The sequence below is a fragment of the Duganella sp. GW822-FHT06D06 genome (assembly GCF_058799615.1).
Window position 1 is genome coordinate 1 of the sequence record NZ_JBXALQ010000006.1, and the last position, 22380, is coordinate 22380.

Below are 22380 nucleotides of genomic sequence, written 5' to 3' on the forward strand. Positions count from 1 at the left end.
GGCCGGCGGCGCCTCGGCCGGGCGTGCCGGCGGCGCGTTGCGGCCGGGCGCCAGCAGGCAATCGAACAGGTCGCTGGCGCGCGGCGGCTTGATCAGCTGGAAGGCGACGCCGGCCTCGCGCCGCTGGACGCCGTCGGCGGCGTTGCGTTCGGTGCTCAGCAGCAGCAGCCGGCAGGCCGCCAACTCGGCCTCGGCGCGGATCGCGGCGGCCAGCGCCAGGCCGCTGGTGCGCGGCAATTCCATGTCCAGCAGCACCACGTCGTAGGGCCGGCCGGCGGCGGCCGCCTCGCGCAGTTGCGGCAGGGCGTCGGTGGCGGTGGCGCTGGCGCTGGCGATGCGCCAGCTGCGCAGCAGCGTTTCCAGCTCGTTCCGGCTGGCGGGATTCTCATCGACAATCAAGGCGCGGCATTCCTGGGTGGCGTGGCAAGAGGGATCGTCGACATCGATACGACGTTTGTCAAAATTTACGGCAAACCAAAAGATCGACCCTTGAGTTAGCGCATGGTCGACTCCTATCGTGCCACCCATCAGCTCCACCAGTTGTTTTGAGATCGCCAGGCCCAGGCCGGTGCCGCCGTGCTTGCGGGTGGTCGAGCCGTCCGCCTGCGAAAAGGAATCGAAGATGCGCGCCCGCGCCTCGCTGGAGACGCCGATGCCGGTGTCGTGCACTTCGAAGCGCAGGCCGACGGTTTGCGCATCCTCCTGCAGCACGGCGACCTTGACGGTGATCTTGCCGCTCTCGGTAAACTTGATGGCGTTGCCCAGCAGATTGAAGATGACCTGGCGCAGCCGGTTGGGATCGCCGCAGATGGCGATCGGGATATCGTTGGCGATCGCCAGCTCGAGCCGGATGCCCTTGGCCTGCGCCTGCGGCGAGAAGACGTTGTCTATGTCGTCGAGCAATTCGCGGAAATTGAAGTCGATGTATTCGACGGTCAGCTTGCCGGCCTCGATCTTGGAGAAGTCCAGGATGTCGTTGATGATGACCAGCAAGTGCTCGCCGGAGCGCTTGACCATGCTGGTGTAGTGGCGTTGCTGCTCGGACAGGCGGGTGGCCAGCAGCAGCTCGGTCATGCCCAGCACGCCGTTCATCGGCGTGCGGATTTCGTGGCTCATGGTGGCGAGGAAGGCGCTCTTGGCCTGGCTGGCGGACTCGGCGGCGTTCTTGGCTTTTTCCAGCTGTTCGGTGCGCACGCCGACCTGGCGTTCCAGCTGGTCGCGGTATTGCGCCAGCGCGGCGTCGCGCGCCTCGACCTGGGCCAGCATGTCGTTGAAGCTGTCGGTCAGCGCGCCCAGCTCGTCGCTGCGCTGGTGGACGATGCGCGGCGTGGCCAGGCCGCGGCTGACCTGCTGGGCGGCGGCGATCAGCTTGCCGACCGGCTCGGCAATGCTGCCCTTGAAGCGGGCCGCCGTCAGCAGCGCCATCATGAACGACAGCATGGCGGCCACGGCCGCCGCGGACAGGTTCTTGAACAGGTCCAGCCACATGCGGGTCTGCGCGCATTCGATCATCACGGTGCCGATGAACTCGTCCTTGACGTGCACCGGCCGGTACAGGCGCAAGGCCGGCGCCCACAGCGGGCCGCTGTGGAAGGTGCGGACCTCGTCGCCGGCGTCCTCGACCGCCAATTGTTCCGGCGCATCCTGTTCCGAGGGCAGGGCGGCCGACTTGTAGCGGGCCAGCAACTGGCCGGTGCTGTCGTACAGGATGGCCTGCTGGATCTGGTCTTCGACCGCCAGCGTGCTCAGCGTCTGCTGGGCGCGCCGGGTGTCGGCCGACAGCAGCGCCGCCACGCTGTTGTTGCCGATCACGCCGGCCAGCGAGGACAGCTGCCGGCGCTCGTCGTCGGTCCGGCTGAGGACCGACGTCGCGGCAAAGGCGAAGAACACCAGCATCAAGGCGCTGCCGGTGGACAGCACGGAAATGATGGTCAGTTTCTGGCTCAGACCCGAACGTTCGAAATTGAACATTGCTGTAAGCGGTGGCTAACGGTGAGCGCCGAAATCGTCGGCGCGACAAGCTGATCTGTAAGTGCCAAATGGAAAAATATAGCGTCCGGAACCAGACAGCCTTGATCTGCATCTAATCCCCGCACGTTTGAGCATTCTCAAAGGGCGCGGCAAAGTGCGTCGCAAGCTGCAAGGATGGAACGCAAAAAAATCCTCTTCGTGGCGGAAGCCGTCACGCTGGCCCATGTCGGCCGGCCGCTGGCGCTGGCGCAAACGCTGGCGCCGCAGCAGTACGACGTGCACTTCGCCTGCGCGCCCGGCTATGAAGCGTTCTTCCACGGCAGCAGGCTGAGCAACTGGCCGTTGAGCAGCATCTCCAGCGCGCGTTTCCTGGCGGCCCTGGCCGCGGGCAAGCCGGTGTACGACAGTTCCACCTTGCAGCAATATGTGCGGGACGACCTGCGCCTGCTGCAAGCGGTGCGGCCGGATGTGGTGGTGGGCGATTTCCGCCTGTCGCTGTCGGTCAGCGCGCGCGTGGCGCAAGTGCCGTATGTCGGCCTGCTCAACGCCTACTGGAGCCCCTACGTGCCGCAGCGCTACACGGTGCCGGCGATCGCGCTGGCGCGGGTGCTGCCGATCGCGCTGGCGGACCGGCTGTTCCGCCTGGTGCGGCCGCTGGCGTTCGCCATGCACAGCAGGCCGCTGAACCGGGTGCGGCGCAGCTACCGCCTGCCGTCGCTGGGCTACGACTTGCGCAGCGTGTATGCCGACGCCGACTACGTGCTGTATCCGGACATCGCCGAGATGTTCCCGGCGCTGGATCTGCCGCAACATCATTCCTATCTGGGGCCGGTGACCTGGTCGCCGCCGACGCCCTTGCCCGGCTGGTGGGATGCTTTGCCGACGGACAAGCCGTTGATCTACGTCACGCTGGGCAGCTCGGGGCAGGGCGCGCTGCTGCCGCAGATCATGCAGGCGCTGGCGGCGTTGCCGGTGCGGGTGATCGCCGCCACCGCCGGCCAGGTCGATGCCGGGCCGCCGCCGGACAACGCCCATGTGGCCGACTACCTGCCGGGCGAGGAGGCGGCGCGGCGGGCGCAGCTGGTGATCTGCAACGGCGGCAGTCCGACCAGCCAGCAGGCGCTGGCGGCCGGGGTGCCGGTGCTGGGCATAGCGGGCAACCTGGACCAGTATCTGAACATGCGCGCGGTGGCGGCGCTGGGGGCCGGCGCCCTGCTGCGCTCGGACCGGCTGGACGAGGAGACCTTGCGGCGCACCGTGGTGGACTTGCTGGAGCGCCCGGCGGCGCGGGCGGCGGCGGCCCAGCTGGCCTTGCTGTTTCAGCGCTACGACGTGGCGACGCGCTTCGATACGGCGCTGCGGCGCGCGGCCGGCGGCCGCGGCTGACGAGGATGGGCCCGCCGGCTGCGCGGGGGCGTGTACAGCGAGCGCATGGTGGCGGCGCCGGTGACATTGTTCTGGAACACGGCGCCGGTGGCGATGTCGAGATACCCGGCATCCACGAAGTCGATCTTGTCGCGCATGTCGAACGCGCCGGTGGACAGGGCGCCGGCGGCGGCGACCTTGGCTTCAAGGGCAATCAAGTGACCGGACATGATCGGGATGCCGTCGCCGTCGGAATCGCCGGCGCCGCCGCAGCCGGCTGAGCAAAAGCCTTGCCCGTGGCGGCGCGGCCTGTGAAATCAACGGCTTGAGCTCGCTTGCGGCCGGTGCCGGCGCGCCGTGGTAAAGAGCGCCGTCACGGCCTGCCGGCCGGGCCGACCAGCAACTCGCGCAGCGGCTTGCGCAGCGAACGCGCCGTCGCCGCCGGACCGGCGCCGATGCGGCCCATGAACACCGCCGTCTCCCACGCCGGCTGGCCGACCAGCGCCGCGCCCTCGCGCGCCAGCGCCTGCGCGCGCTCCTGCATGCCGCGGGCGCCGGAGAACACCCGGCCCTCGCGCACGTAGCGGGCGAAGATCAGCGGCGTCAGCTCCGGTTGCAGTTGCAGGCCCTGGGCGGTGGCGGTCAGCCAGAAGCGCTGCATGGCGCGCCCGGCCTGCAGGTAGTCGTCGATGCGCTGGGCCCGGCGCGGCGCCGTCAGCACGAAGTGGGCGGCGCAGGCCAGGCCGGGGATCAAGTCCATTTGCAGGCGCGGCGCCAGCGTGCCGGCCAGCCAGGTGTTGAAGAACTCCACCCGCTGCCAGCGCTGCATGATCCAGCGCATCAGCTTGGCGGTGGCGGCGTCCACCCCCAGCGCCTGGTCGGGGATGCGGTCCTCGCTGTAGCGGGCGTTCCATTCGATCACCGCCTTGTGCACCTGCCAGGCTTCCGGCATGGTCAGGCGCAGCTTGGCGTTGCGGAACATCAGGCGCGCCGCGGCGCGGCGTTGGCTGCCTTCCAGCCAGTGCACGCCGTAGCCGTCGGGCAGCGTGGCCAGCAGCGCGGAGCGTTCGGCCGGCGTCAGCGGGCGCCGGCTCAGCGGGCGCCGCTGCACGCTGCGCGGCAGGATGGCGTCGGCCAGCGGATCGGGCTCCAGCAGCGGCGCCGGAACGAACTCGACGCCGATGGTGGGGCGGCTCTCCGCCGCCTCGACGTGGCGCACGACATGCATCTCCAGCTGGTGGGTGCTGGCGGCGATGGCCATGGTTTCCAGCAGCGCGCCGATCGAGATCTGGCTGGGATGGCCGTCGAGGTCGTAGACGCAATGGTCGCGCGTGTCGTGGCCGTGCACCACCAGGCGGCGGGCGTCGAGGATTTCAAAGCGCCACGGCTGGGTGTTGTCGCCGCTGGGGGCCCAGCGCGCCAGCTCGAGGATCTGTTCCAGCGTGGCGTCGAGGTGTTGTTCCATCTTGCTCATGATTGCTCTCCGCGCCGGCGTTTCACCAGCATCATGGTCAGCCGCTGGAGCGGGTGGCGGTGGCCGCCGGGGCGCCAGGTGCGGACCAGCTTGTTGCGATAGGCGTCGAAATGATAACCGCGCGGAGCGGCGTCGACCGCGCCGCGGTTCAGCAGGATCTTCAGCGCCTCGGTGGCGGCCGCGCCGGCGCACAGCTCGCAGCCCATGATGGTCGACGGCCCGCGCTGCTGCTTCAGGTTGATGCTGGACGGATCGACCAGGTAGCGCGCGTGCAGCCCGGCCGGCGCCAGCCCGACCAGGAAGCGCAGCGCCTTTTCCTCGTCCGGCAGCGAGCCCCAGCCGAAGTATTGCTCGAACGTCATCTGCCCCGGCAGGAAGTTCAGCACCGCCGTGCCCATGCCCAGCGGCGCCGCCGTGATGGCTGGAATGCCCAGCCGCGCGCAGGCGGCGAAGGTGGCCTGGCGCGCGCCGAAGGCAAAGAAATCCAGGCCGTCCACGTACAAGTCTACGCCTTCGAAGAACTGCGCCAGGTTGCCGCTGTTGACGCCGCTCGGAAAGCGCGTGATCTGCACCTCGGGATTGATGTCGCGCGCCATCCCGGCCAGCACGTCGACCTTGGGCAGGCCCAGCGTGGACATGGTGGCGCCGACCTGCCGGTTGAAGTTGGCGATGTCGAAGGTGTCGAAGTCGGCGATGTGGAAGGCGCCCACGCCCAGCCGGGCCAAGGTCAGCAGATGCACGCCGCCGACGCCGCCCATGCCGGCGATGGCGATGCGCTTGCCGCGCAGGACCGATTGCTCGGCTTGCGTGACCCAGCCGATGTTGCGGGCGAACGCCTGTTGGTATGAAAAAGGTTGCGACATGTGTCTCCCTGGAATGGCCGGCAACGCGGCTCAGCGGAGTTAGACATGTGGGCGGCGCAAAAAGTTCCCGCAAAAAAAAGCCGATTCGCGCGGAACCGGCCTTTCCTTTCTATTTCGGCTAGCAGCAACCGCCGCGCTTGCCGGCGCCGCCGTAGCGGGCTTCCTGACGTTCGCGGAAAAATTGCTCGTACGTCATCATCGGCTCGTCGGGATGGGTGGCTTCCCGGTGCGAGACGTAGGTATCGTATTCCGGCAGGCCCATCATCAGACGCATGCTTTGTCCGAGATAGCGGCCGGCCTTGGCGATGTCGCCCAGCATCACAGCACCTGGGGCGACAGCACCATCGCGCTTTCCTGGGCGGTCGGCTGGGCCGAGGCGCGCGCCGCCAGCACCGTGCGGATGCCGAACGCCAGCACGCTGAGCACGACGACCATGAAGAAGCCGGCCAGCGACGCATCCAGGTAATCGTTGAAGATCACCTGCTGCATCTGCGCCACCGACTTGGCCGGCGCCAGCAGCTTGCCTTCGTCGTAGGCGGCCTGGTACTTGGCGGCGTGCGCCAGGAAGCCGATTTTCGGATTGGCGTCGAAGATCTTCTGGAAGCCGGCCGTCAGCGTGCACAGCAGCAGCCACACGGTCGGCAGCACGGTGACCCAGGCGAACCTGGCGCGCTTCATCTTGAACAGCACGCAGGTGCCGAGCATCAGCGCGATCGCCGCCAGCATCTGGTTGGCGATGCCGAACAGCGGCCACAAGGTGTTGATGCCGCCCAGCGGATCGACCACGCCCTGGTACAGGAAGTAGCCCCAGGCCGCCACGCACAGGGCGGTCGCGGTCAGGTTGGCGAACACGTTCTCGGTCTGCTTCATGGCCGGCACGAAGGCGCCCAGCAAGTCCTGCAGCATGAAGCGGCCGGCGCGGGTGCCGGCGTCGACCGCCGTCAGGATGAACAGCGCCTCGAACAGGATGGCGAAGTGGTACCAGAAGGCCATCATGACCTTGCCGCCGATGACGCCCGACAGGATCTGCGCCATGCCCACCGCCAAGGTCGGGGCGCCGCCGGCGCGCGAGATGATCGAGTGCTCGCCGACATCCTTGGCGGTCTGCGTCAGCATTTCCGGCGTGATGTAGAAGCCCATCTGCGACACCGCGTGTGCGGCGGACTCGGCCGTGGTGCCCAGCAGCGCGGCCGGGCTGTTCATGGCGAAGTAGACGCCCGGCTCGATGGTCGAGGCGGCCACCAGCGCCATGATGGCGACGAACGATTCCATCAGCATCGCGCCGTAGCCGATGAAGCGGGCGTGGGTTTCGTTCTCGATCATCTTGGGCGTGGTGCCGGAGGCGATCAGCGCGTGGAAGCCGGACACGGCGCCGCAGGCGATGGTGATGAACAGGAAGGGGAACAGCGAGCCGGCCCAGACCGGACCGGTGCCGTCGATGAACTTGGTCATGGCCGGCATTTTCAGGTAGGGCGCGACCACCACGATGCCCAGCGCCAGGCCGACGATGGTGCCGATCTTGAGGAAGGTCGACAGGTAGTCGCGCGGCGCCAGCAGCAGCCACACCGGCAGCACCGAGGCGACGAAGCCGTAGCCGATCAGCATCCAGGTCAGCTCGGTGCCGGTGAAGGTGAACATCGGCGCCAGCGCCGGGTTCTCCTGCACCAGCTGGCCGCCGAAGATGGCCGCCATCAGCAGCACGAAGCCGATGATCGACACTTCGCCGACGCGGCCGACGCGGATGTAGCGCGAGTAGACGCCCATGAACAGCGCGATCGGGATGGTGGCCATCACGGTGAAGCTGCCCCACGGCGAGCCGGTCAGCGCCTTCACCACGATCAGCGCCAGCACCGCCAGGATGATGACCATGATCATGAAGGTGCCCAGCAGCGCGATCATGCCGGGGATCTGGCCCAGCTCCGATTTGATCAGGTCGCCCAACGAGCGGCCGTCGCGGCGCATCGAAATGAACAGCACGATGAAGTCCTGCACGGCGCCGGCGAACACCACGCCGGCCAGGATCCACAGCATGCCGGGCAGATAGCCCATCTGCGCGGCCAGCACCGGGCCGACCAGCGGACCGGCGCCGGCGATGGCGGCGAAGTGGTGGCCGAACAGCACGTACTTATTGGTCGGCACGTGGTCGAGGCCGTCGTTCAGCTTGTTGGCCGGCGTCATGCGGCGGGCGTCCAGGCCCAGCACCTTGTCGGCGATGAACAGGCTGTAGAAGCGGTAGGCGATCAGGTAGACGCAGACGGCGGCGATGACGATCCAGATGGCGCTGATGGCTTCGCCGCGCTTGAGCGCGATGACGCCCAGCGCCGCGGCGCCGCACAGGGCGAGCGCGGCCCAGCCCAGCCGGCTGGCCAGCGTGGGTGGCGCGGTGTGGTGGTGTGTTTTCATGCTTCCTCCAAGGTTTTGGGCGCTGCTTTAAGGCGGGGGTCAAGTCTGACATTCGGACACGGCCTCTGCCGTAGCCGATCGTACGGCAGAGGCCGTGTCCGAATGTCAGACTTGACCCCCTTGGCAGCTTATGTCCAGTATTCAGGAAGCTGATATCCGCCGCAAGCGCAGCACTACGCACTATGGCTCGGTACAACTACGTAGTAGCCGCAGCCGGCGGGGGGCGTAGAATCGCGCTACAGAATAATTCGGGACGGAACGTCATGAAGTTGCGGCAAAAAGTCATATTCCTGGCCATCACGCCGCTGATCCTGGCGCTGATCGCCATCGCGCTGGCGGTGCGGCACCAGTCGGTGCTGCTGGCCCAGCAGCAGCGCGAGACCATCCAGCAAGCCTACCTGAGCAGCAAGGAGGCCGAGCTCAAGCACTACGTGGCGCTGGCCTCGCACGCCATCGCCCATCTGTACGAAGCGGGCCGCGACGACCAGGCCACCCGCGACGAGGCCAAGCGCATCCTGTCCTCGCTCAGCTATGGCGACGACGGCTATTTCTTCGTCTACGATATGCAGGGCAAGACGCTGATGCATCCGCGCCAGCCCGAACTGGTCGGCCAGAACCTGTTTGAGATGCGCGACGAGCAGGGCCAGCCGACCATCCAGAACCTGCTGGCGCGCGCCCGCGCGGGCGGCGGGCTGGAACGCTACCGCTGGGTCAAGCCGTCCACCCACAAGTCCGGCGCCAAGCTGGGCTATGTGATCCCGATGCCCAAGTGGGGCTGGATGCTGGGCACTGGTATCTATCTGGACGACGTCGACCAGGCGCTGGCCAAGGTCGACGTCCAGCAATCGGGCAACATCCACAACACCATGCTGTGGATCGCCGCGATCGCCATCGCGGCCTCGGTGGCGGTCGCCAGTTCCGGGTTGGCGCTCAACATCAGCGAGCTGCGGGTGGCCGACGCCAAGCTCAAGGTGCTGGCCCAGCGGGTGGTCGAATCGCAGGAGGAGGAGCGGGCGCGGCTGTCGCGCGACCTGCACGACGGCATCAGCCAGTGGCTGGTGTCGATCAAGCTGCAGATCGAGGCCGGCATCATCCGGCTGACCTCCGGCCTGGCGTCCGGCAAGGTCGAGCAGCAGCAGGCGGCGCAGGCGGCGTTCGAGCACGCGGCCGACCAGCTCAACAACGTGATGGGCGAGGTGCGCCGCATCTCGCACAATCTGCGCCCGGCCATCCTGGACGACCTGGGCCTGGCGGCGGCGCTGCACCACCTGGGCCAGGAGTACACGCTCAGCAGCGGAACCCCGGTACACTTCGAGGCGGAGGGGGGCACCGACGATTTGCCCGATGTCGCCAACACCGTGCTGTTCCGCGTGGCCCAGGAAGCCTTGACCAATATCGAGCGCCACGCCGGCGCCAGCCGCATCGAGATCCGCCTGACCGGCGAGCACGGCGGCGTCACCTTGCGGGTCCGCGACGACGGCGCCGGCTTCGATGCGGAGGGCATCGCCCAGCATCCCAAGCGCGGCATCGGCCTGCGCAATATGATGGAGCGCATGGACGCCATCGGCGGCCGCTTTGAAATCGCTTCCTCCAGCGACGGCACGGCGGTGACCGCCTTTGCCGGCAATGGTTAAAACAGTTTATAAAGATTAAAACATGACAGCCACAATCAAAATCCTGCTGGTCGACGACCATCCCCTGGTGCGCGACGGCCTGCGCGCGCGGCTGGAGGCGATGCCGCAATTCCAGGTGGTGGCCGAGGCCAGCGGCGCGGCCGAGGCGCTGGAGCAGGCCGCGTTATGCGAGGTCGACCTGGTGCTGATGGACATCAATATGCGCGGCACCAACGGCATCGAAGCGACGGCCCAGTTCAAGCAGGCGTTTCCGCGCATCGCCGTGCTGATCCTGTCGATGCACGACAAGCTGGAGTACGTGTCGCAGGCGATCCAGGCCGGCGCGCGCGGCTATGTGCTCAAGGACGCGCCCGGCAAGGACATCGTGGTGGCGATCGAGACCGTCATGTCCGGCGGCATCTACTACAGCGCCGCGCTGGCGCGCCAGCTGGCCCAGCCGCACACCCAGGACAACCAGCTGACCTCGCGCGAGCACGAGGTGCTGCGCCACATCGCCAACGGCGAGTCGAACAAGCAGATCGCCCGCGCGCTCGACCTCAGCGTGCGCACCGTCGAAACCCACCGCCTGAACATCAAGCGCAAGCTGGGCATCGAAGGGCAGGCCGAGCTGATCCGGTTCGCGGTCCAGCATCTGCAGTAATATTGCGGGGAACGCAATGCTGTTGTAAATACAGAGTATCGACTCTAATTCTATTAAGCAATTTTTAACAGTGCGTGTTTGTGCGGCAATATCTGCTATATTCCTGCACCGCTTGTGTATTTGCAATTGTATAAAAGTAAACGTTTCGCGCGCGATGATTGGTCTTGAACTGGTCGTATTGAAAATAACAATACTGTCGGGTGGTAATTGATTGCCTAATGTCAATGCTTGATCTAAGATTGCGCGCACAACCTTCAATGAGATATTGATGTCTGCGCCTGAAACTAGCATGTTTCCACTGGTGGAATTACAAGCCGTGTCCAACGCTCACAACGAGTGGGTGGCACTGACTTTTGAATTGTCCGCAGATTCGGGCGACGCCTTCCAGGCGGCGCTGAGCTTGCTCAAGACGCCGGACGTGTTCGCCGCGCTGGCGCCGCTCGATTGCATCCTGCCGGTGGCCCAGCCGGCGCTGCTGGAACTGTCCCAACTGTCCGAGTTGCCGCCCAACCGGGTGATCCTGCGCGTGCCGGCCGCGGCCTGCGCCGCGATGCCGGTGCAAAAGAAACTGTCCTCGTACGCCGACGCCGGCTACCGCATCATGATCGAAGGCGTGGCCGGCATGGACGCCACCCTGTGCGGCGCCAAGTCGCTGATGGTCGACGCCGCGCTGGTCATGCCGCCGGTGCTGGCGCTGGTGGCCCAGCCGGGCCCGCACCTGGCCACCGGCATGGGCAGCGAGGAGCGCATCGCCGAATGCGCCAAGGCCGGCTTCAGCTGGTTCGCCGGCGACTTCGCCCTGCATCCGCCGCAAGACATGAACGCCGGCGACGGCACCTCGCGCAAGCGCCTGCTGGCGCTGCTGGGCCTGCTGGCCCGCGACGCCGACTCGCGCGAACTGGAAGTGCTGCTCAAGCAGGATCCGGCGCTGTCCTACCACTTGCTCAAACTGGTGAACTCGGCCGCCTTCGCGCTCAGTTCGCCGATCCACAGCTTCGGCCAGGCCATCAACGTGCTGGGCCGTCGCCAGTTGCAGCGCTGGCTGCAGCTGCTGCTGTACGCGCGCCAGCAGGACGACGGCCTGTCCAACCCGCTGCTGCCGCTGGCGGCGGTGCGCGCCTCGCAGATGGAAGGGCTGAGCAAGGCGCTCGGCTGGGAGCGCGACCAGCAGGACATGGCCTTCGTGGCCGGCGTGTTCTCGCTGCTCGATGTGTTGCTGGGCATGCCGATGACGGAAATCGTCGCCGCGCTCAGCCTCGACCTGGACGTGGTGATGGCGCTGCTGGACCGCGCCGGCCCGCTGGGAGAACTGTTGGCCCTGGTGGAGCGCCACGACCGCGCCGGTCTGGACCAGGCCGGCATCGACCATGAGACTTACTGGCAAGTGCAATTGCAGGCTTACCACTGGGCGATCCAAGTGAGCAGGAATATCTAAGCCATGGTCGCGCACCCCGTCTCCGATTTCCTGAGCAACAGCGCGGCCTTGTGCGACGCGGTGTTGCGCTTGCGCGGAGCGGCGCTGGCCGAGGAGCTGGGGCGCATCGTCCGCAGCGTGATGAACAGTCCCTTGGGCGAATTCCTGCCGGCCGACACCCACGCCATGCTGCTCAAGCCGCCGGTGATCGAAGTGCTGGCCGCCAACGACGACGCGGTGCCCAGCCTGACCCAGGACATCCTGTTCGACGACGAATATTTCGGCCGCTTCGTGGTGTCCGGGCGCGCGCATTACAGCTCGCTCGACCACGAGCACCTGGCCAGCCTGGCCAACCTGGCCGGCAGCGTCTTGCAGGTGCACGCGCTGGCGCAGCGTTCCACCCACGCCTACGTGCAAGTGGAATCGCAGTTGCAGCACCAGGCGCAGATCCTCGACCACATCCACGAGTCGGTGCTGACCATGGACATGAACGGCTTCATCATCAGCTGGAACAAGGGCGCGGAGCGCCTGTTCGGCTACAGCTCGGTGGAAGCGGTGGGGCGCAACATCCTGTTCCTGTACGACGACGAAGACGAGAGTTTCGACGACACCTTCCTGGAGCAGGGCGGGCGCCTGATGGAAGTGCGGCGCAAGAAAAAATCGGGTGAAGTGTTCTGGGCCAGCCTGTCGCTGTCGCCGCTGCGCGACATCAACGACCGCGCCATCGGCCTGATCGCCTACCTGACCGACATCACCGAACGCAAGATGGCGGAAGAGCGCATCCACCACCTGGCCTACTACGACGCGTTGACCAACCTGCCGAACCGTTCGCTGCTGACCAAGCTGGTCGACCAGGCCTTGACCGTGGCCCAGCGCAGCAAGCTGCACGGCTGCGTCCTGTTCATCGACCTCAACCGCTTCAAGCTGATCAACGACACCCTGGGCCGCAAGATCGGCGACGAGCTGCTGTGCGAAGTGGCGCGCCGCTTCCGCGCCGTGCTGCGCGACCAGGACCTGGTGGCGCGGCTGGGCGGCGACGAATTCGCCGTCGGCCTGTTCGACATCGGCCAGCATTTCGAAGCGAGCATGGTGGCGCAAAAGCTGCTGGGGACCTTGAACACGCCGATCCTGATCGACGGCCACGACCTGCGCGTGGGCGGCAGCATCGGCATCAGCGTCTACCCGCAGGACGGCGGCGACGCCGAGACCCTGTTGCGGCTGGCCGACATCGCCATGTACCGCGCCAAGCAGGAGGGCGGGTCGGAAGGCGACCACGTCGCGTTCTACAGCCAGGACATGAACCAGGGCATGCAGGAGCGCATGCGGATCGAATCGGGGCTGCGCCACGCGCTGGGCCACGGCGAGCTGCTGCTGCACTACCAGCCCAAGTTCAGCATCGACAGCGGCAAGATCATCGGCGCCGAAGCGCTGGTGCGCTGGCGCCATCCGGTGCGCGGCCTGGTGCCGCCGATCGAGTTCATTCCGCTGGCCGAGGCCACCGGGCTGGTGGTGCAGGTCGGCGAATGGGTGCTGGAGGCGGCTTGCGCGCAGGCCAAGGTGTGGAAGGATGCCGGCTTGCCGCCGATACGGCTGGCGGTCAATGTGTCGGCGCGCGAGTTCACCTCGGCCTTGCCGGGGCGGGTGCAGGAGACGCTGACGCGCTACGGGCTGGAGCCGTCGTGGCTGGAGCTGGAGATCACCGAAAGCACGCTGATGCACAACATCGACCGGGTGATCGGCATCATGGATCGGATCACGGCGCTGGGCGTGACTTTGTCGCTGGACGATTTCGGCACCGGCTATTCGAGCTTGTCTTACCTGAAGCGCTTCCCGATCGATACTTTGAAGATCGACCGTTCGTTCACCATCGGCATCCCTGGCGACGCCAATGACTGCGCGATCGCCAACACCATCATCAGCATTGCGCAGCAGCTCAAGCACAAAGTCATCGCCGAGGGCGTGGAGACGGTCGAGCAGCTGGCGTTTCTGAAGAATTCGGGCTGCGACGAAGTGCAAGGCTATCTGTTCTCGCGGCCGCTGGAGGCGGAGGCGTTCGAGCAGGCGCTGCGCGAGAACTGGACGCCGGGGCGTTCCAGCCGGGCCGCTTGAAGCTGGCCCGATGCCAATCGTAGGGATGAAAAAAAACAGACCGTGAGGTCTGTTTTTGTTTGCTGGTGCCGGACGCCATCGGCGCCGGCCGAGCATTATGCCTTGCGGCGGCGGGCCATGAAGCCTACCAGGCCCAGGCCGGCGATCATCATCGCATAGGTTTCTGGTTCAGGTACTGGGGTGGCGACCAGCGACAGCGAACCGACGAAACCTTGGGTGCTGATCAGTGGCGTACCGGTCACGACGATGTGGTGCAGCGTGCTGGTCAGCGCTGGCAGGGACAGCAGCCAGTAGTCGGCGCCATTGTTGCCGATCTGGCTATCTACCAGCGGGAAGAAGTTGATGCCGTCCAGCTTCACGCCGGTGACGTTGTAGCCAGCGCCGCCGGTGAAGTTGGCCGATACCTGGCCGAAGAAATTGTTGACGCCGGTGAAGTTGGTCAGGTCCAGATCAAAGGTGTTGGTCGCAGCGTTGCCGGCGAAGGTGCCCGAGTAGGCGTTAGGCCCCGCCGCTGGGGTCAGGACGATAGCGGTGTTTGCCGAAGCAACTGCGGAAGCAACCAGCAGCGCCGCTGCCAGGATGGTGGATTTAAAGTTCATAGATTCCCGTCAATTCTGTTGGGTTAGGATGCGATAAATTTCCGCAGAAGGCTATTTCTCGATGGAAAAACAGTTTTAACTGATTATTAAGTTGCATGATATCCAAGTCGGGCAATCATTGCAACTTATTTTTCAAATAAACAACTATGATGTAATTTTGTAACCTATTGACATGATGTGGCGGGGCGGGAGAGGCGGTTGTCGTTGGCTGCTGCCGATGCGATACGGCAAGTAGCGGGTTTTGGCACCCAGGCGGGGGTGAAATCTGTATAATGCTGCACACTTAGGAAGCGTGGCCGAGTGGTTGAAGGCACTAGTCTTGAAAACTAGCGACGGGTTAAACTGTTCGTGAGTTCGAATCTCACCGCTTCCGCCAGGAAATAAAGAAACCGCCTTCGGGCGGTTTTTTATTGCCTGGCGGAAGCGAGCAGGGCCCATCCGGGCTTGTTCCGCAGGCGCAGGGGCGGTGCCCTGCGAATTCCCTGCTACACTCCCTGCGGGCCCTGCGTGTGAGATTCGAAGGGCATGGCCCTGCAGGGCCATCCCGCTCCGAATCGGCCAACTGCTGCCGCGTAGCGGCAGCCTCGCGCGCCGAGGGCGCGCGGTCAGCACACTCCAACTCTCACGGCGAGCGGACCGGCGGCCCGTCAAAAAATTTCCCAACTTCAACTTCATGCTCGGCGACCCAAAACGTAGAATGCGCGTTCCCGACCTGACTCTTTACGCGACGGATTAAGTCTGCTCAACTCATCCAGCACCTCCATCTTGCAACATCAATCAGCCGCGCATCCGAGTGGCCGACCTAATTGTTTGGTAGTGACTACGATAAACAATATCTATCCCTAATGGCACTTTCAGGCGGGCATCGGATAACGCCGAAGCATTTTCCGTGATCAGGTAAAGCGATGAACAGTCATCTTCGGAAAATCGTACTTGCAGTGTTGGCGGCAATTTCATACGCTGCTCAAGGGGCATCGCTGCGTATTGAATGCCCCGCTGAGATTCCTGCAGCTTCGATACATATCCAGAGCGTCAGTAAAGAGTGGCTGCCGGTTGTAGACGAGCCTGGAAAGCTGACTAGCGCGGGGGCTGCGTCAGGGCCACCCCATTCGTATCAAACCTTGATCGGCGAACCGAACAAGACTAATCGGGACGTCCTGTCTACCACCTTCGAGTTTGATCGCCCGTCTCGCGAGGCTGGCAACTGGATCGAGTGTATCTATGGAGGCGGGCCAGAGATGTCATTGTGGCAGCGCCTGCCTGATGGCGTCACTTCCTGTGTTGTTGATATTCGTAAGAAGTCAAAACCCGTGCAGGTGCAGGTGAACTGCAAGCAGTAAGACCCTGAAGCAATGACGCCGTCGCGCAGACCGGCGATGCCTCGAAGGAGGAATAAATGGAATTTACTTTTAAGCTCAACTATCAACTGTCCGGTGCCGATGGAAATCAGGACGAACTGATCGAGCGTTTGGGAGCGGTCGGATGTGACGATGCGCTGATTGGCGTAGGCGTGCCTGGCCGCATCGCGCTTGAGTTTACGCGAGAAGCGAGCTCTAGCTTTGAAGCGCTGACCAGTGCACTGGCAAATGTGAAGCAGGCTATTCCAACTGCCAAACTCATCGAGACGGGAACGGACTTGGCCGGCCTTGCCGACATAGCGGAAGTCAAATCGATCCTGCGTCTGCAGACGTGACGCAGGCATTGTTCGCCGATGATTTGTCCCTACACAAGCTAGCTGTATGACGGGTATTTGACGAATACCTGCTATACGCGTAATCTGCAAATATTTGGTACGCAGGTAAAACGCGGAAAGCATCCCATGACGCAAATTCTGTCGCTCTCCAAGCAGCTAGGCCCAATTCTGCAGTCGGCGCGAAAATCCGCTGGCCTTTCGCAGACGGAACTCGCGCAACGCCTGGGCATCAGCCAAAGCCGCATCTCTGCGATGGAACTGGATCCGGGGTCGATCAACGTCGAGCAGCTGCTGGCGCTGCTGGCTGCATTGAATCACGAGGTACTGGTGCAGCCGAAAAATGGCAGCGCCAAAGAGCGTGGATCTGGCACGACGGATTGGTAAGCCATGGGCCGCAACTCACACTCGCGCTCGCTGTCGGTTTGGAGCAACGGCGAGCGCGTAGGAACCTGGATCATCCCAGCTCGTGGCGAGACCCAATTCCTTTACGATAAAGCGTGGCGGGCATCGGCCGTAGGGCGGCCGCTGTCGCTGTCGTTGCCCTACACTGGCGACCAACCTTTGCGGGGCGATGTCGTCCGCGATTTCTTCGATAACCTGTTGCCCGACAGCGAACCTATCCGCAAGCGCCTGGCATCGCACTACAAGCTGGCGTCCATTGAAGCGTTCGATTTGTTGCAGGAAATCGGCAGGGACTGCGTTGGCGCGGTCCAGCTGCTGAAGGAAGACGAAGCGCCCACCAACGTCAAACGCATCGACGGCAGGCCAATGTCCGAGGAAGACGTCGAGCGGCATCTGATCCAGCTCACGCAGTCGGGGACGATGGGGCGTGGCGAGGATGCCGACGACCTGCGCATCTCACTGGCCGGCGCGCAGGAAAAGACCGCTCTGCTGTGGCATAACGGCGGGTGGATGCGCCCGCACGGATCGACGCCAACTACCCACATGCTCAAATTGCCATTGGGGTTGGTCGGCCACCGCAAAGCGGACCTGACAGCATCGGTAGAGAACGAATGGTTGTGCATGAACCTGCTGGCGGAGTTCGGCCTGCCGGTTGCCCAGACCGCCATCTTGAATTTTGGCGGTCAGAAGGTGCTTGGTGTCGAACGCTTCGACCGCCGAATGCACCCGTCCGGAAAATGGATCATGCGCTTGCCGCAGGAGGACTTCTGCCAGGCCCTTGGGGTACCATCGCATTTGAAGTACGAGAGCGACGGCGGGCCGGGCCTGGCGGATCTGGCTGCGGTGCTGCGCGGTTCCGAGCGCGCGGAGGAAGACCTGACGACTCTGCTGACCAGTCAGGTGTTGTTCTGGCTGATGGCGGCGCCGGACGGTCACGCCAAGAACTTCAGCATCCACTTGCTGCCGGGCGGTCGTTATGCGCTAACGCCGCTTTACGATGTCATGTCGATCTGGCCGGTTGAGGGTGGTGGGGCGAATCAATATTCGCTGCACAAGGCCAGGTTGGCCATGGCGATGTTAGGCACGAACAAGCATTACCAGTACTCAGACGTACAGCGTCGACACTTCAGCAGCACCGCCGCCAAGTGCTTCCTGCGCACCGATGCAGAAGACATCATCGAAAGGGTGCTGGCGAGGACCCAAGGAGCGATCGAGGCGGTCGCTGCCCGGCTGCCACCAGGATTTCCTGAACGCGTCGCCGGGACGATTTTTGCCGGCATCGAGCGATCCGCAAAGCAGTTGAGTGGGTGAACTCCAACAGCGTTACAACAGCGACGAGGAGTCCATATACAAGCAAAAGGTGCGGGGGATGTGCCCACCTTTTGTCGGCGGTACGCTCGCGAACGCATTTGATGCACGCAAATGTTAACTTGACGACAAGTAGAGCATGGTCGATGATTGCCGGGCGGCACGGCATGGCGCCGCTGCCATCAATCCTGGAGACGACACATTGAAGATATTCATCCTGGCCGCCGGCTTGCTGGCGTGCAGCCTGGCTGGCCTCACGCAGGCCGCCGATATGGCCGACGATGCCCCACTGCGCACGGCCATCGCAAGCAGCCACCGGAGTAGCACCAACGTGGCGCGCGATACTTGGCGCCATCCTTACGAAACGCTCACTTTCTTCGGCATCAAGCCGACCATGACGGTGGTCGAATTGCTGCCGGAAGGCGGCTGGTACACCGAGATCCTGGCGCCCTATCTGCGCCAGAACGGCAAGCTGATCAGCGCCGGCGTCATATCCAGGACCTTGCTGGAGTCCAAGCCGGCGGTCTATGACAAGGTCGTGCGGGGCGCCTTCAGTCCGCCCAAGGCCATCTACAACTTCGCCCCGGCAAACAGCGTCGACATGGTGCTCACCTTCCGCAACGTGCACAACTTCGTCGAGCTGGGCGACGACAAGGTCAAGGACATGTTCAAGGCGCTGTACACCAGCCTGAAGCCCGGTGGCGTGCTGGGCGTGACTGACCACCGCCTGCCGGAATCCAAGCCGCAAGATGCCACGGCTACGAGCGGCTACGTCCACGAGTCGTATGTGATCAAGATGGCCGAGAGCGCCGGCTTCAAGCTGGCCGGCAAATCCGAGATCAACGCCAATCCGAAGGACAAGGCCGACCACAAGGGTGGCGTGTGGGCGCTGCCGCCGACCCTGTCCAACGCCGCACTTGATCGCGACAAGTACCAGGCCATCGGCGAGAGCGATCGCATGACGCTCAAGTTCGTGAAGCCATAAACGGCCGGTGCTCGCCGCGGCCAACGTAACGCCGGGCGAGTATTTGTGATTTTTTGATGCAGTGTCGCGCGTAGTCGTGGCTGAAGCTTCACCTTGCGGCTGAATCCGGCCAAGAACGGTCCTCCGATAATCCGCAATTGGAATCAACTTGGCGCTTTGAGATACCTACATGAAACTCTTACAAAGTGAGCGCGAGACGCTGGTAGGACCTGCGGTGGTAGGCGTCGTGGTAGGTATCGTTTCCGCAGTCTGCACTGTCGCTTTTAACAGTGAATACAAAGCACCAGCTTCGGCCGACTGGGCGACAATAAGCGACACGATGCGGAGCTTTTTCAGCGGTTTTTTCCTAACGTTCGTCCCTTTTGGTGTGGTCCCCGTGATAATTGCGCGCTTCGGGTCCGGTGCCGGAAACAAAAGCAAGTAATGGCCGCTCGGAAGGACTGTGGCCTCAATGTAGTGCTGTATTGAAGAAATAAACCTTTAGCCGTTGCTGCGGCCTGCGGTCCTGATGACCACAACCGGGCAAGAACAGACATTGAGATTGTAGGACTACTTGCTGTAACGGTTGGCTATTTTGTGACCACCCATGTCGGCTGATGTGACAGACCCGCAGCCGGCCAAAAATCGGTCCATCGACATATTTATTCAAGAAGAAATGGAATTTTCATGCAGCAATCCATAGTCCATATAGCCTTGGTGGTGCGAGACTACGATGAAGCCATCGATTTTTACGTCACAAAGTTAGGTTTCGAGCTTATTGAGGACACATATCAGGCTGAGCAAGGCAAGCGTTGGGTTGTAGTGGCGCCACCTGGAGGTGTAGGTACAACGCTACTGCTGGCAAAGGCGTCTAAACCGGAGCAAGAACCATTTGTTGGAAATCAGGCAGGTGGTCGGGTATTCCTGTTCCTAAACACGGACAACTTCTGGCGGGACTATGAACGTCTACGAGCCCAGAACATAACCTTCATACGCGATCCGAAAGAAGAAGAATATGGGACAGTAGCTGTATTTAGGGACCTATACGGTAATCTCTGGGACTTGTTACAGTTACGTTCTGATCATAGGATTGCAGCGCGTGCTCGGCCTTGTTGAAGAACTCCGCTTTCGGCCAGAGGACTAAACCGCTCGCGCGGTAGGACTTCGGTTAACGGTGATTCGTAGTTAATTCAGCTGATAACTTTGATTCACGTCGATCTGTCGCAGGAAGTCCTCGTCGTGAGAAATCAGCACCAGGGCGCCAGGATATGAGCGCAGCACCTCTATCACATGCTTGCGCACCCGCATATCCAGATTGTTGGTAATCTCATCGAGTATCAATAGCTCCGGCGCTTTCGCCGCGATACATGCGAGCGAGAGGCGTGCCCGTTCTCCTCCTGAAAGAACGCCAACCCGCGCGTTGACCAGATCATTGTGCCGGAATAAAAAATCACTCAGATGGCCGCGCAAGGCCGTTGCATCCCACGTTGGGACCACACTCTGCAGCGCCTGCAAGACCGTATGCTCAGGATCGATGTTGGCGTAGTGCTGATCCAGATATCCGATCTCGTCCGCTTTCGGCGTGAACCAGTCGCCGCTGCGCGCCACCTCCGGCGCGCCCATGATCGCCAGCGCCAAGGTGGACTTCCCACTGCCGTTGGCGCCTTTGAGCAGCAGGCGCTCGCCGCTGGCCAGCGACAGATGGATGCCTTGCAACAGCGGTTGCGCATAGCCTGCCGCGCCATTTGAAATTTGTAATACGGTATGGCGCGATTTGGGCGCCGCGCCAAGGTGAAAACGCGGCTCGATGACGGGATCGGTACGCAAGGCCTCCATCTGTTCCAGCAATTGATGCTTGTGCTCCTTGATACCGGCCATTTTACGCCCCGACGTGGTAGTGCCGCGGCCGAGTTTTGTCGGCGACTTCACGGTGGCCCATTTACGGTTTTCGATGTTCTTGGCGCCGCGTTCCCGTGCACGGCTGGCGCGCTCTTGTTCCTGCATCAATGCATGGTGGGCATCCTGCTTGGCGTGCTCGATGGCGGAGAGCTGCTTTTCAAGCGCAGAATTTTGAAGTTGTCGTTCCGCGAGATAGTCGGAATATTTCCCAGCGAAGACTTCGATTTCCCCGGAGCGCAGACACCAGATGGTATCGCAAACCTGATTCATCAAAGCCTCGTCGTGGGTGACCAGTATCACGCCCCCGTAAAAGGCCTTGAGCATGCGCGCCAGCGATCGCCGGTTGTCGGCGTCGAGGTGATTGGTCGGTTCATCGAGCAGCAGGAGGTCGGTCGCCTGTGCCAGTGCCGCGCTGAGCGCTTGATTGACGCGCTGGCCGCCGCTCAGATGTTGGCCGCCGTGCTGTACTTGAGCAAGGTAACCGATGCCCAGGCCCGGGCTTGCGCAAACTTGCCCTTCGGTCGGCGCCAGGAGGCCGCCCAATAGTTTTAGCAGGGACGATTTTCCACACCCATTGTCGCCGACAATGGCAATGCGCTGCCCCCATTCGATGGTGGCATTGAATTCGGAAAAACAAATTTTATGTGGGAATGCAAGGCCCAGGCCTTGCAGCTGAATCATAGACATGAATACTCTCGCGATAAATCGGATCAAAGGGCAGATCTTTTGTTTGCCCGTAGAGGGCGATTAAGCGAGTGTTTTCATTTCTAAAGTGTCCTTGGGTGTGGAGGGTTAATTCTAATGCAACTGTACTGAAAAGTAAATCTTCGTCAGAACAACTCCAGATTGTCGCTGGCCGGTTTGGGCTGGACCGGCTTTTCCTTCTTCGGCACCGGCGCCGGCCACGCGGTCATTTTCTCGGCGGGGTAGGGCTGCAGGAAGCTGCGGGCAAACTCGGGATTGGTGCAGTTCAGCCAGTCGTCCCATGCGGCCGGCGGCACGATCACCAGGCCGCGCTTCTCGTCGGGCGGGCGGCGCTCGTCGCCGAGAAAATGGAAGCGCTGCATCAACGGATGATCGTCGGCGTTGATCGTCAACTGGGTGAAGGAAGTCTGCATGCCGTCCTCGCTTTCCCACTCGCGCCACAGGCCCGCCACCGCGAACATCGACTGGTCCTCCATGCCTATGCCCCAGCGCACGGCCTTGCCGCTTTCATAGCACGGTTCGTAGAACGTGCGCATCGGCACCAGGCAAAGCTGCGCCTGCTTCCATGCGCCCGAAAAGGAGCGTAGCTGGCCCACCGTCTCGGCCCGCGCGTTCATTGTGTCGTAGGGCTTAACGCCGGCCGGGATGCGATGGCGCGGCACCATGCCGTAGCTCGCCAGCACGCCTTCGCGGCCGCCATCCGCGCCGCGCCGGACGATGGGCGCGGCGTAGTCCTTCCAGGTTTCCTCTTTCCAGAAACCGGTGTCGTGCAGGTCGATGATGACGCCCATGACCGCTTCCAGCATTTCAGGTTCAGGCGGGCGGAAGTTGACGCACATGGTGACGATATGGTGTGGGGACGATAGCGAATGATAGCGCTTTTGGAGCGCGCGACGAAGTTGTGATATTTTCATGTTTTCACTTCGGGGAGCGGTCG

Annotated in this window: 21 protein-coding genes and 1 tRNA gene; 13 read left to right on the forward strand and 9 right to left on the reverse strand. The window is 63.2% G+C overall.

The features are described 5' to 3' along the window. A partial coding sequence (locus tag AC1RMD_RS12620) for an ATP-binding protein (protein WP_492926968.1) occupies positions 1–1971 on the reverse strand: 1971 nt, incomplete at its 3' end. Positions 1972–2145: 174 nt separating this feature from the next. Here AC1RMD_RS12620 and AC1RMD_RS12625 point away from each other — a divergent pair. Continuing rightward, positions 2146–3357: a glycosyltransferase gene (locus AC1RMD_RS12625; RefSeq protein ID WP_492926969.1), complete on the forward strand. Its 1212-nt coding sequence runs from the start codon at positions 2146–2148 to the stop codon at positions 3355–3357. Here AC1RMD_RS12625 and AC1RMD_RS12630 read toward each other — a convergent pair. From AC1RMD_RS12630 to AC1RMD_RS12650, 5 genes are all read right to left on the reverse strand, one after another. Continuing rightward, on the reverse strand, positions 3297–3566 hold the full coding sequence (locus AC1RMD_RS12630) for a hypothetical protein (RefSeq protein ID WP_492926970.1): 270 nt from the start codon (positions 3564–3566) through the stop codon (positions 3297–3299). The two genes, AC1RMD_RS12625 and AC1RMD_RS12630, sit on opposite strands and share 61 nt — an antisense overlap. Positions 3567–3709: 143 nt before the next feature. After that, positions 3710–4810: a nitroreductase family protein gene (locus AC1RMD_RS12635; RefSeq protein ID WP_492926971.1), complete on the reverse strand. Its 1101-nt coding sequence runs from the start codon at positions 4808–4810 to the stop codon at positions 3710–3712. Then, positions 4807–5673 carry a ThiF family adenylyltransferase gene (locus tag AC1RMD_RS12640; RefSeq protein WP_492926972.1) on the reverse strand — a complete coding sequence of 289 codons (867 nt, stop codon included), beginning with the start codon at positions 5671–5673 and terminating at the stop codon, positions 4807–4809. The genes AC1RMD_RS12635 and AC1RMD_RS12640 overlap by 4 nt, the downstream gene beginning before the upstream one ends. Positions 5674–5791: 118 nt before the next feature. Next, positions 5792–5992 (reverse strand): YbdD/YjiX family protein, encoded by a 201-nt coding sequence (locus AC1RMD_RS12645; RefSeq protein ID WP_492926973.1) that lies wholly within the window; start codon positions 5990–5992, stop codon positions 5792–5794. Then, positions 5992–8076 (reverse strand): carbon starvation CstA family protein, encoded by a 2085-nt coding sequence (locus AC1RMD_RS12650; RefSeq protein WP_492926974.1) that lies wholly within the window; start codon positions 8074–8076, stop codon positions 5992–5994. Before AC1RMD_RS12650 ends, AC1RMD_RS12645 begins: the two co-directional genes overlap by 1 nt. A 263-nt stretch (positions 8077–8339) precedes the next feature. On the opposite strand from AC1RMD_RS12650, the gene AC1RMD_RS12655 reads away from it, so the two are divergent. From AC1RMD_RS12655 to AC1RMD_RS12670, 4 genes are all read left to right on the forward strand, one after another. Further along, complete coding sequence (locus AC1RMD_RS12655; protein ID WP_492926975.1) at positions 8340–9710, forward strand: cache domain-containing protein; 1371 nt, start codon at positions 8340–8342, stop codon at positions 9708–9710. 22 nt (positions 9711–9732) lie between these two features. Next, a complete protein-coding gene (locus tag AC1RMD_RS12660) occupies positions 9733–10350 on the forward strand; it encodes a response regulator (RefSeq protein ID WP_492926976.1) in 618 nt (205 codons plus the stop codon). A 268-nt stretch (positions 10351–10618) separates the two neighbouring features. Beyond that, positions 10619–11785: an EAL and HDOD domain-containing protein gene (locus tag AC1RMD_RS12665; RefSeq protein ID WP_492926977.1), complete on the forward strand. Its 1167-nt coding sequence runs from the start codon at positions 10619–10621 to the stop codon at positions 11783–11785. Positions 11786–11788: 3 nt separating this feature from the next. Beyond that, positions 11789–13873 carry a putative bifunctional diguanylate cyclase/phosphodiesterase gene (locus AC1RMD_RS12670; protein ID WP_492926978.1) on the forward strand — a complete coding sequence of 695 codons (2085 nt, stop codon included), beginning with the start codon at positions 11789–11791 and terminating at the stop codon, positions 13871–13873. A 95-nt stretch (positions 13874–13968) separates the two neighbouring features. On the opposite strand, the gene AC1RMD_RS12675 is transcribed toward AC1RMD_RS12670, so the two are convergent. Further along, the gene (locus tag AC1RMD_RS12675) at positions 13969–14472 is read right to left on the reverse strand and encodes an FxDxF family PEP-CTERM protein (RefSeq protein ID WP_492926979.1); all 504 of its coding nucleotides are present in this window, start codon (positions 14470–14472) and stop codon (positions 13969–13971) included. Positions 14473–14758: 286 nt separating this feature from the next. Here AC1RMD_RS12675 and AC1RMD_RS12680 point away from each other — a divergent pair. The 8 genes from AC1RMD_RS12680 (at position 14759) to AC1RMD_RS12715 (ending at position 19955) form a co-directional block, all read left to right on the forward strand. Beyond that, a tRNA-Ser gene (locus AC1RMD_RS12680) sits at positions 14759–14848 on the forward strand. Positions 14849–15377: 529 nt separating this feature from the next. Further along, positions 15378–15812, forward strand: coding sequence for an STY0301 family protein (locus AC1RMD_RS12685; RefSeq protein WP_492926980.1), 435 nt, complete (start codon positions 15378–15380; stop codon positions 15810–15812). Positions 15813–15868: 56 nt separating this feature from the next. Continuing rightward, the gene (locus AC1RMD_RS12690; RefSeq protein WP_492926981.1) at positions 15869–16165 is read left to right on the forward strand and encodes a hypothetical protein; all 297 of its coding nucleotides are present in this window, start codon (positions 15869–15871) and stop codon (positions 16163–16165) included. 126 nt (positions 16166–16291) lie between these two features. Further along, on the forward strand, positions 16292–16549 hold the full coding sequence (locus AC1RMD_RS12695) for a helix-turn-helix domain-containing protein (RefSeq protein WP_492926982.1): 258 nt from the start codon (positions 16292–16294) through the stop codon (positions 16547–16549). A gap of 3 nt (positions 16550–16552) precedes the next feature. Continuing rightward, positions 16553–17878, forward strand: coding sequence for a type II toxin-antitoxin system HipA family toxin (locus tag AC1RMD_RS12700; protein WP_492926983.1), 1326 nt, complete (start codon positions 16553–16555; stop codon positions 17876–17878). A 199-nt stretch (positions 17879–18077) separates the two neighbouring features. Further along, the gene (locus AC1RMD_RS12705; protein ID WP_492926984.1) at positions 18078–18860 is read left to right on the forward strand and encodes a class I SAM-dependent methyltransferase; all 783 of its coding nucleotides are present in this window, start codon (positions 18078–18080) and stop codon (positions 18858–18860) included. Between the two features lie 169 nt (positions 18861–19029). Then, entirely contained in the window at positions 19030–19284 is a 255-nt protein-coding gene (locus AC1RMD_RS12710; protein ID WP_492926985.1) for a hypothetical protein, read from the forward strand. Positions 19285–19526: 242 nt separating this feature from the next. Then, the gene (locus tag AC1RMD_RS12715; protein WP_492926986.1) at positions 19527–19955 is read left to right on the forward strand and encodes a VOC family protein; all 429 of its coding nucleotides are present in this window, start codon (positions 19527–19529) and stop codon (positions 19953–19955) included. Between the two features lie 69 nt (positions 19956–20024). Here AC1RMD_RS12715 and AC1RMD_RS12720 read toward each other — a convergent pair whose 3' ends face one another. Both AC1RMD_RS12720 and AC1RMD_RS12725 read right to left on the reverse strand, forming a co-directional pair. After that, a complete protein-coding gene (locus AC1RMD_RS12720) occupies positions 20025–21425 on the reverse strand; it encodes an ATP-binding cassette domain-containing protein (RefSeq protein WP_492926987.1) in 1401 nt (466 codons plus the stop codon). A gap of 143 nt (positions 21426–21568) precedes the next feature. Then, entirely contained in the window at positions 21569–22357 is a 789-nt protein-coding gene (locus AC1RMD_RS12725; RefSeq protein ID WP_492926988.1) for an SOS response-associated peptidase, read from the reverse strand. Positions 22358–22380: the final 23 nt, after the last annotated feature.

Bases quoted from the DNA above. Each gene is read 5' to 3' on its own strand.
- AC1RMD_RS12635 (WP_492926971.1), bottom strand. From the start codon at position 4,810: ATGAGCAAGATGGAACAACACCTCGACGCCACGCTGGAACAGATCCTC.
- AC1RMD_RS12690 (WP_492926981.1), top strand. From the start codon at position 15,869: ATGGAATTTACTTTTAAGCTCAACTATCAACTGTCCGGTGCCGATGGA.
- AC1RMD_RS12640 (WP_492926972.1), bottom strand. From the start codon at position 5,673: ATGTCGCAACCTTTTTCATACCAACAGGCGTTCGCCCGCAACATCGGC.
- AC1RMD_RS12630 (WP_492926970.1), bottom strand. From the start codon at position 3,566: ATGTCCGGTCACTTGATTGCCCTTGAAGCCAAGGTCGCCGCCGCCGGC.
- AC1RMD_RS12720 (WP_492926987.1), bottom strand. From the start codon at position 21,425: ATGTCTATGATTCAGCTGCAAGGCCTGGGCCTTGCATTCCCACATAAA.
- AC1RMD_RS12710 (WP_492926985.1), top strand. From the start codon at position 19,030: ATGAAACTCTTACAAAGTGAGCGCGAGACGCTGGTAGGACCTGCGGTG.
- AC1RMD_RS12650 (WP_492926974.1), bottom strand. From the start codon at position 8,076: ATGAAAACACACCACCACACCGCGCCACCCACGCTGGCCAGCCGGCTG.
- AC1RMD_RS12685 (WP_492926980.1), top strand. From the start codon at position 15,378: ATGAACAGTCATCTTCGGAAAATCGTACTTGCAGTGTTGGCGGCAATT.
- AC1RMD_RS12700 (WP_492926983.1), top strand. From the start codon at position 16,553: ATGGGCCGCAACTCACACTCGCGCTCGCTGTCGGTTTGGAGCAACGGC.
- AC1RMD_RS12625 (WP_492926969.1), top strand. From the start codon at position 2,146: ATGGAACGCAAAAAAATCCTCTTCGTGGCGGAAGCCGTCACGCTGGCC.
- AC1RMD_RS12645 (WP_492926973.1), bottom strand. From the start codon at position 5,992: ATGCTGGGCGACATCGCCAAGGCCGGCCGCTATCTCGGACAAAGCATG.
- AC1RMD_RS12715 (WP_492926986.1), top strand. From the start codon at position 19,527: ATGCAGCAATCCATAGTCCATATAGCCTTGGTGGTGCGAGACTACGAT.
- AC1RMD_RS12675 (WP_492926979.1), bottom strand. From the start codon at position 14,472: ATGAACTTTAAATCCACCATCCTGGCAGCGGCGCTGCTGGTTGCTTCC.
- AC1RMD_RS12655 (WP_492926975.1), top strand. From the start codon at position 8,340: ATGAAGTTGCGGCAAAAAGTCATATTCCTGGCCATCACGCCGCTGATC.
- AC1RMD_RS12695 (WP_492926982.1), top strand. From the start codon at position 16,292: ATGACGCAAATTCTGTCGCTCTCCAAGCAGCTAGGCCCAATTCTGCAG.
- AC1RMD_RS12665 (WP_492926977.1), top strand. From the start codon at position 10,619: ATGTCTGCGCCTGAAACTAGCATGTTTCCACTGGTGGAATTACAAGCC.
- AC1RMD_RS12670 (WP_492926978.1), top strand. From the start codon at position 11,789: ATGGTCGCGCACCCCGTCTCCGATTTCCTGAGCAACAGCGCGGCCTTG.
- AC1RMD_RS12725 (WP_492926988.1), bottom strand. From the start codon at position 22,357: ATGAAAATATCACAACTTCGTCGCGCGCTCCAAAAGCGCTATCATTCG.
- AC1RMD_RS12660 (WP_492926976.1), top strand. From the start codon at position 9,733: ATGACAGCCACAATCAAAATCCTGCTGGTCGACGACCATCCCCTGGTG.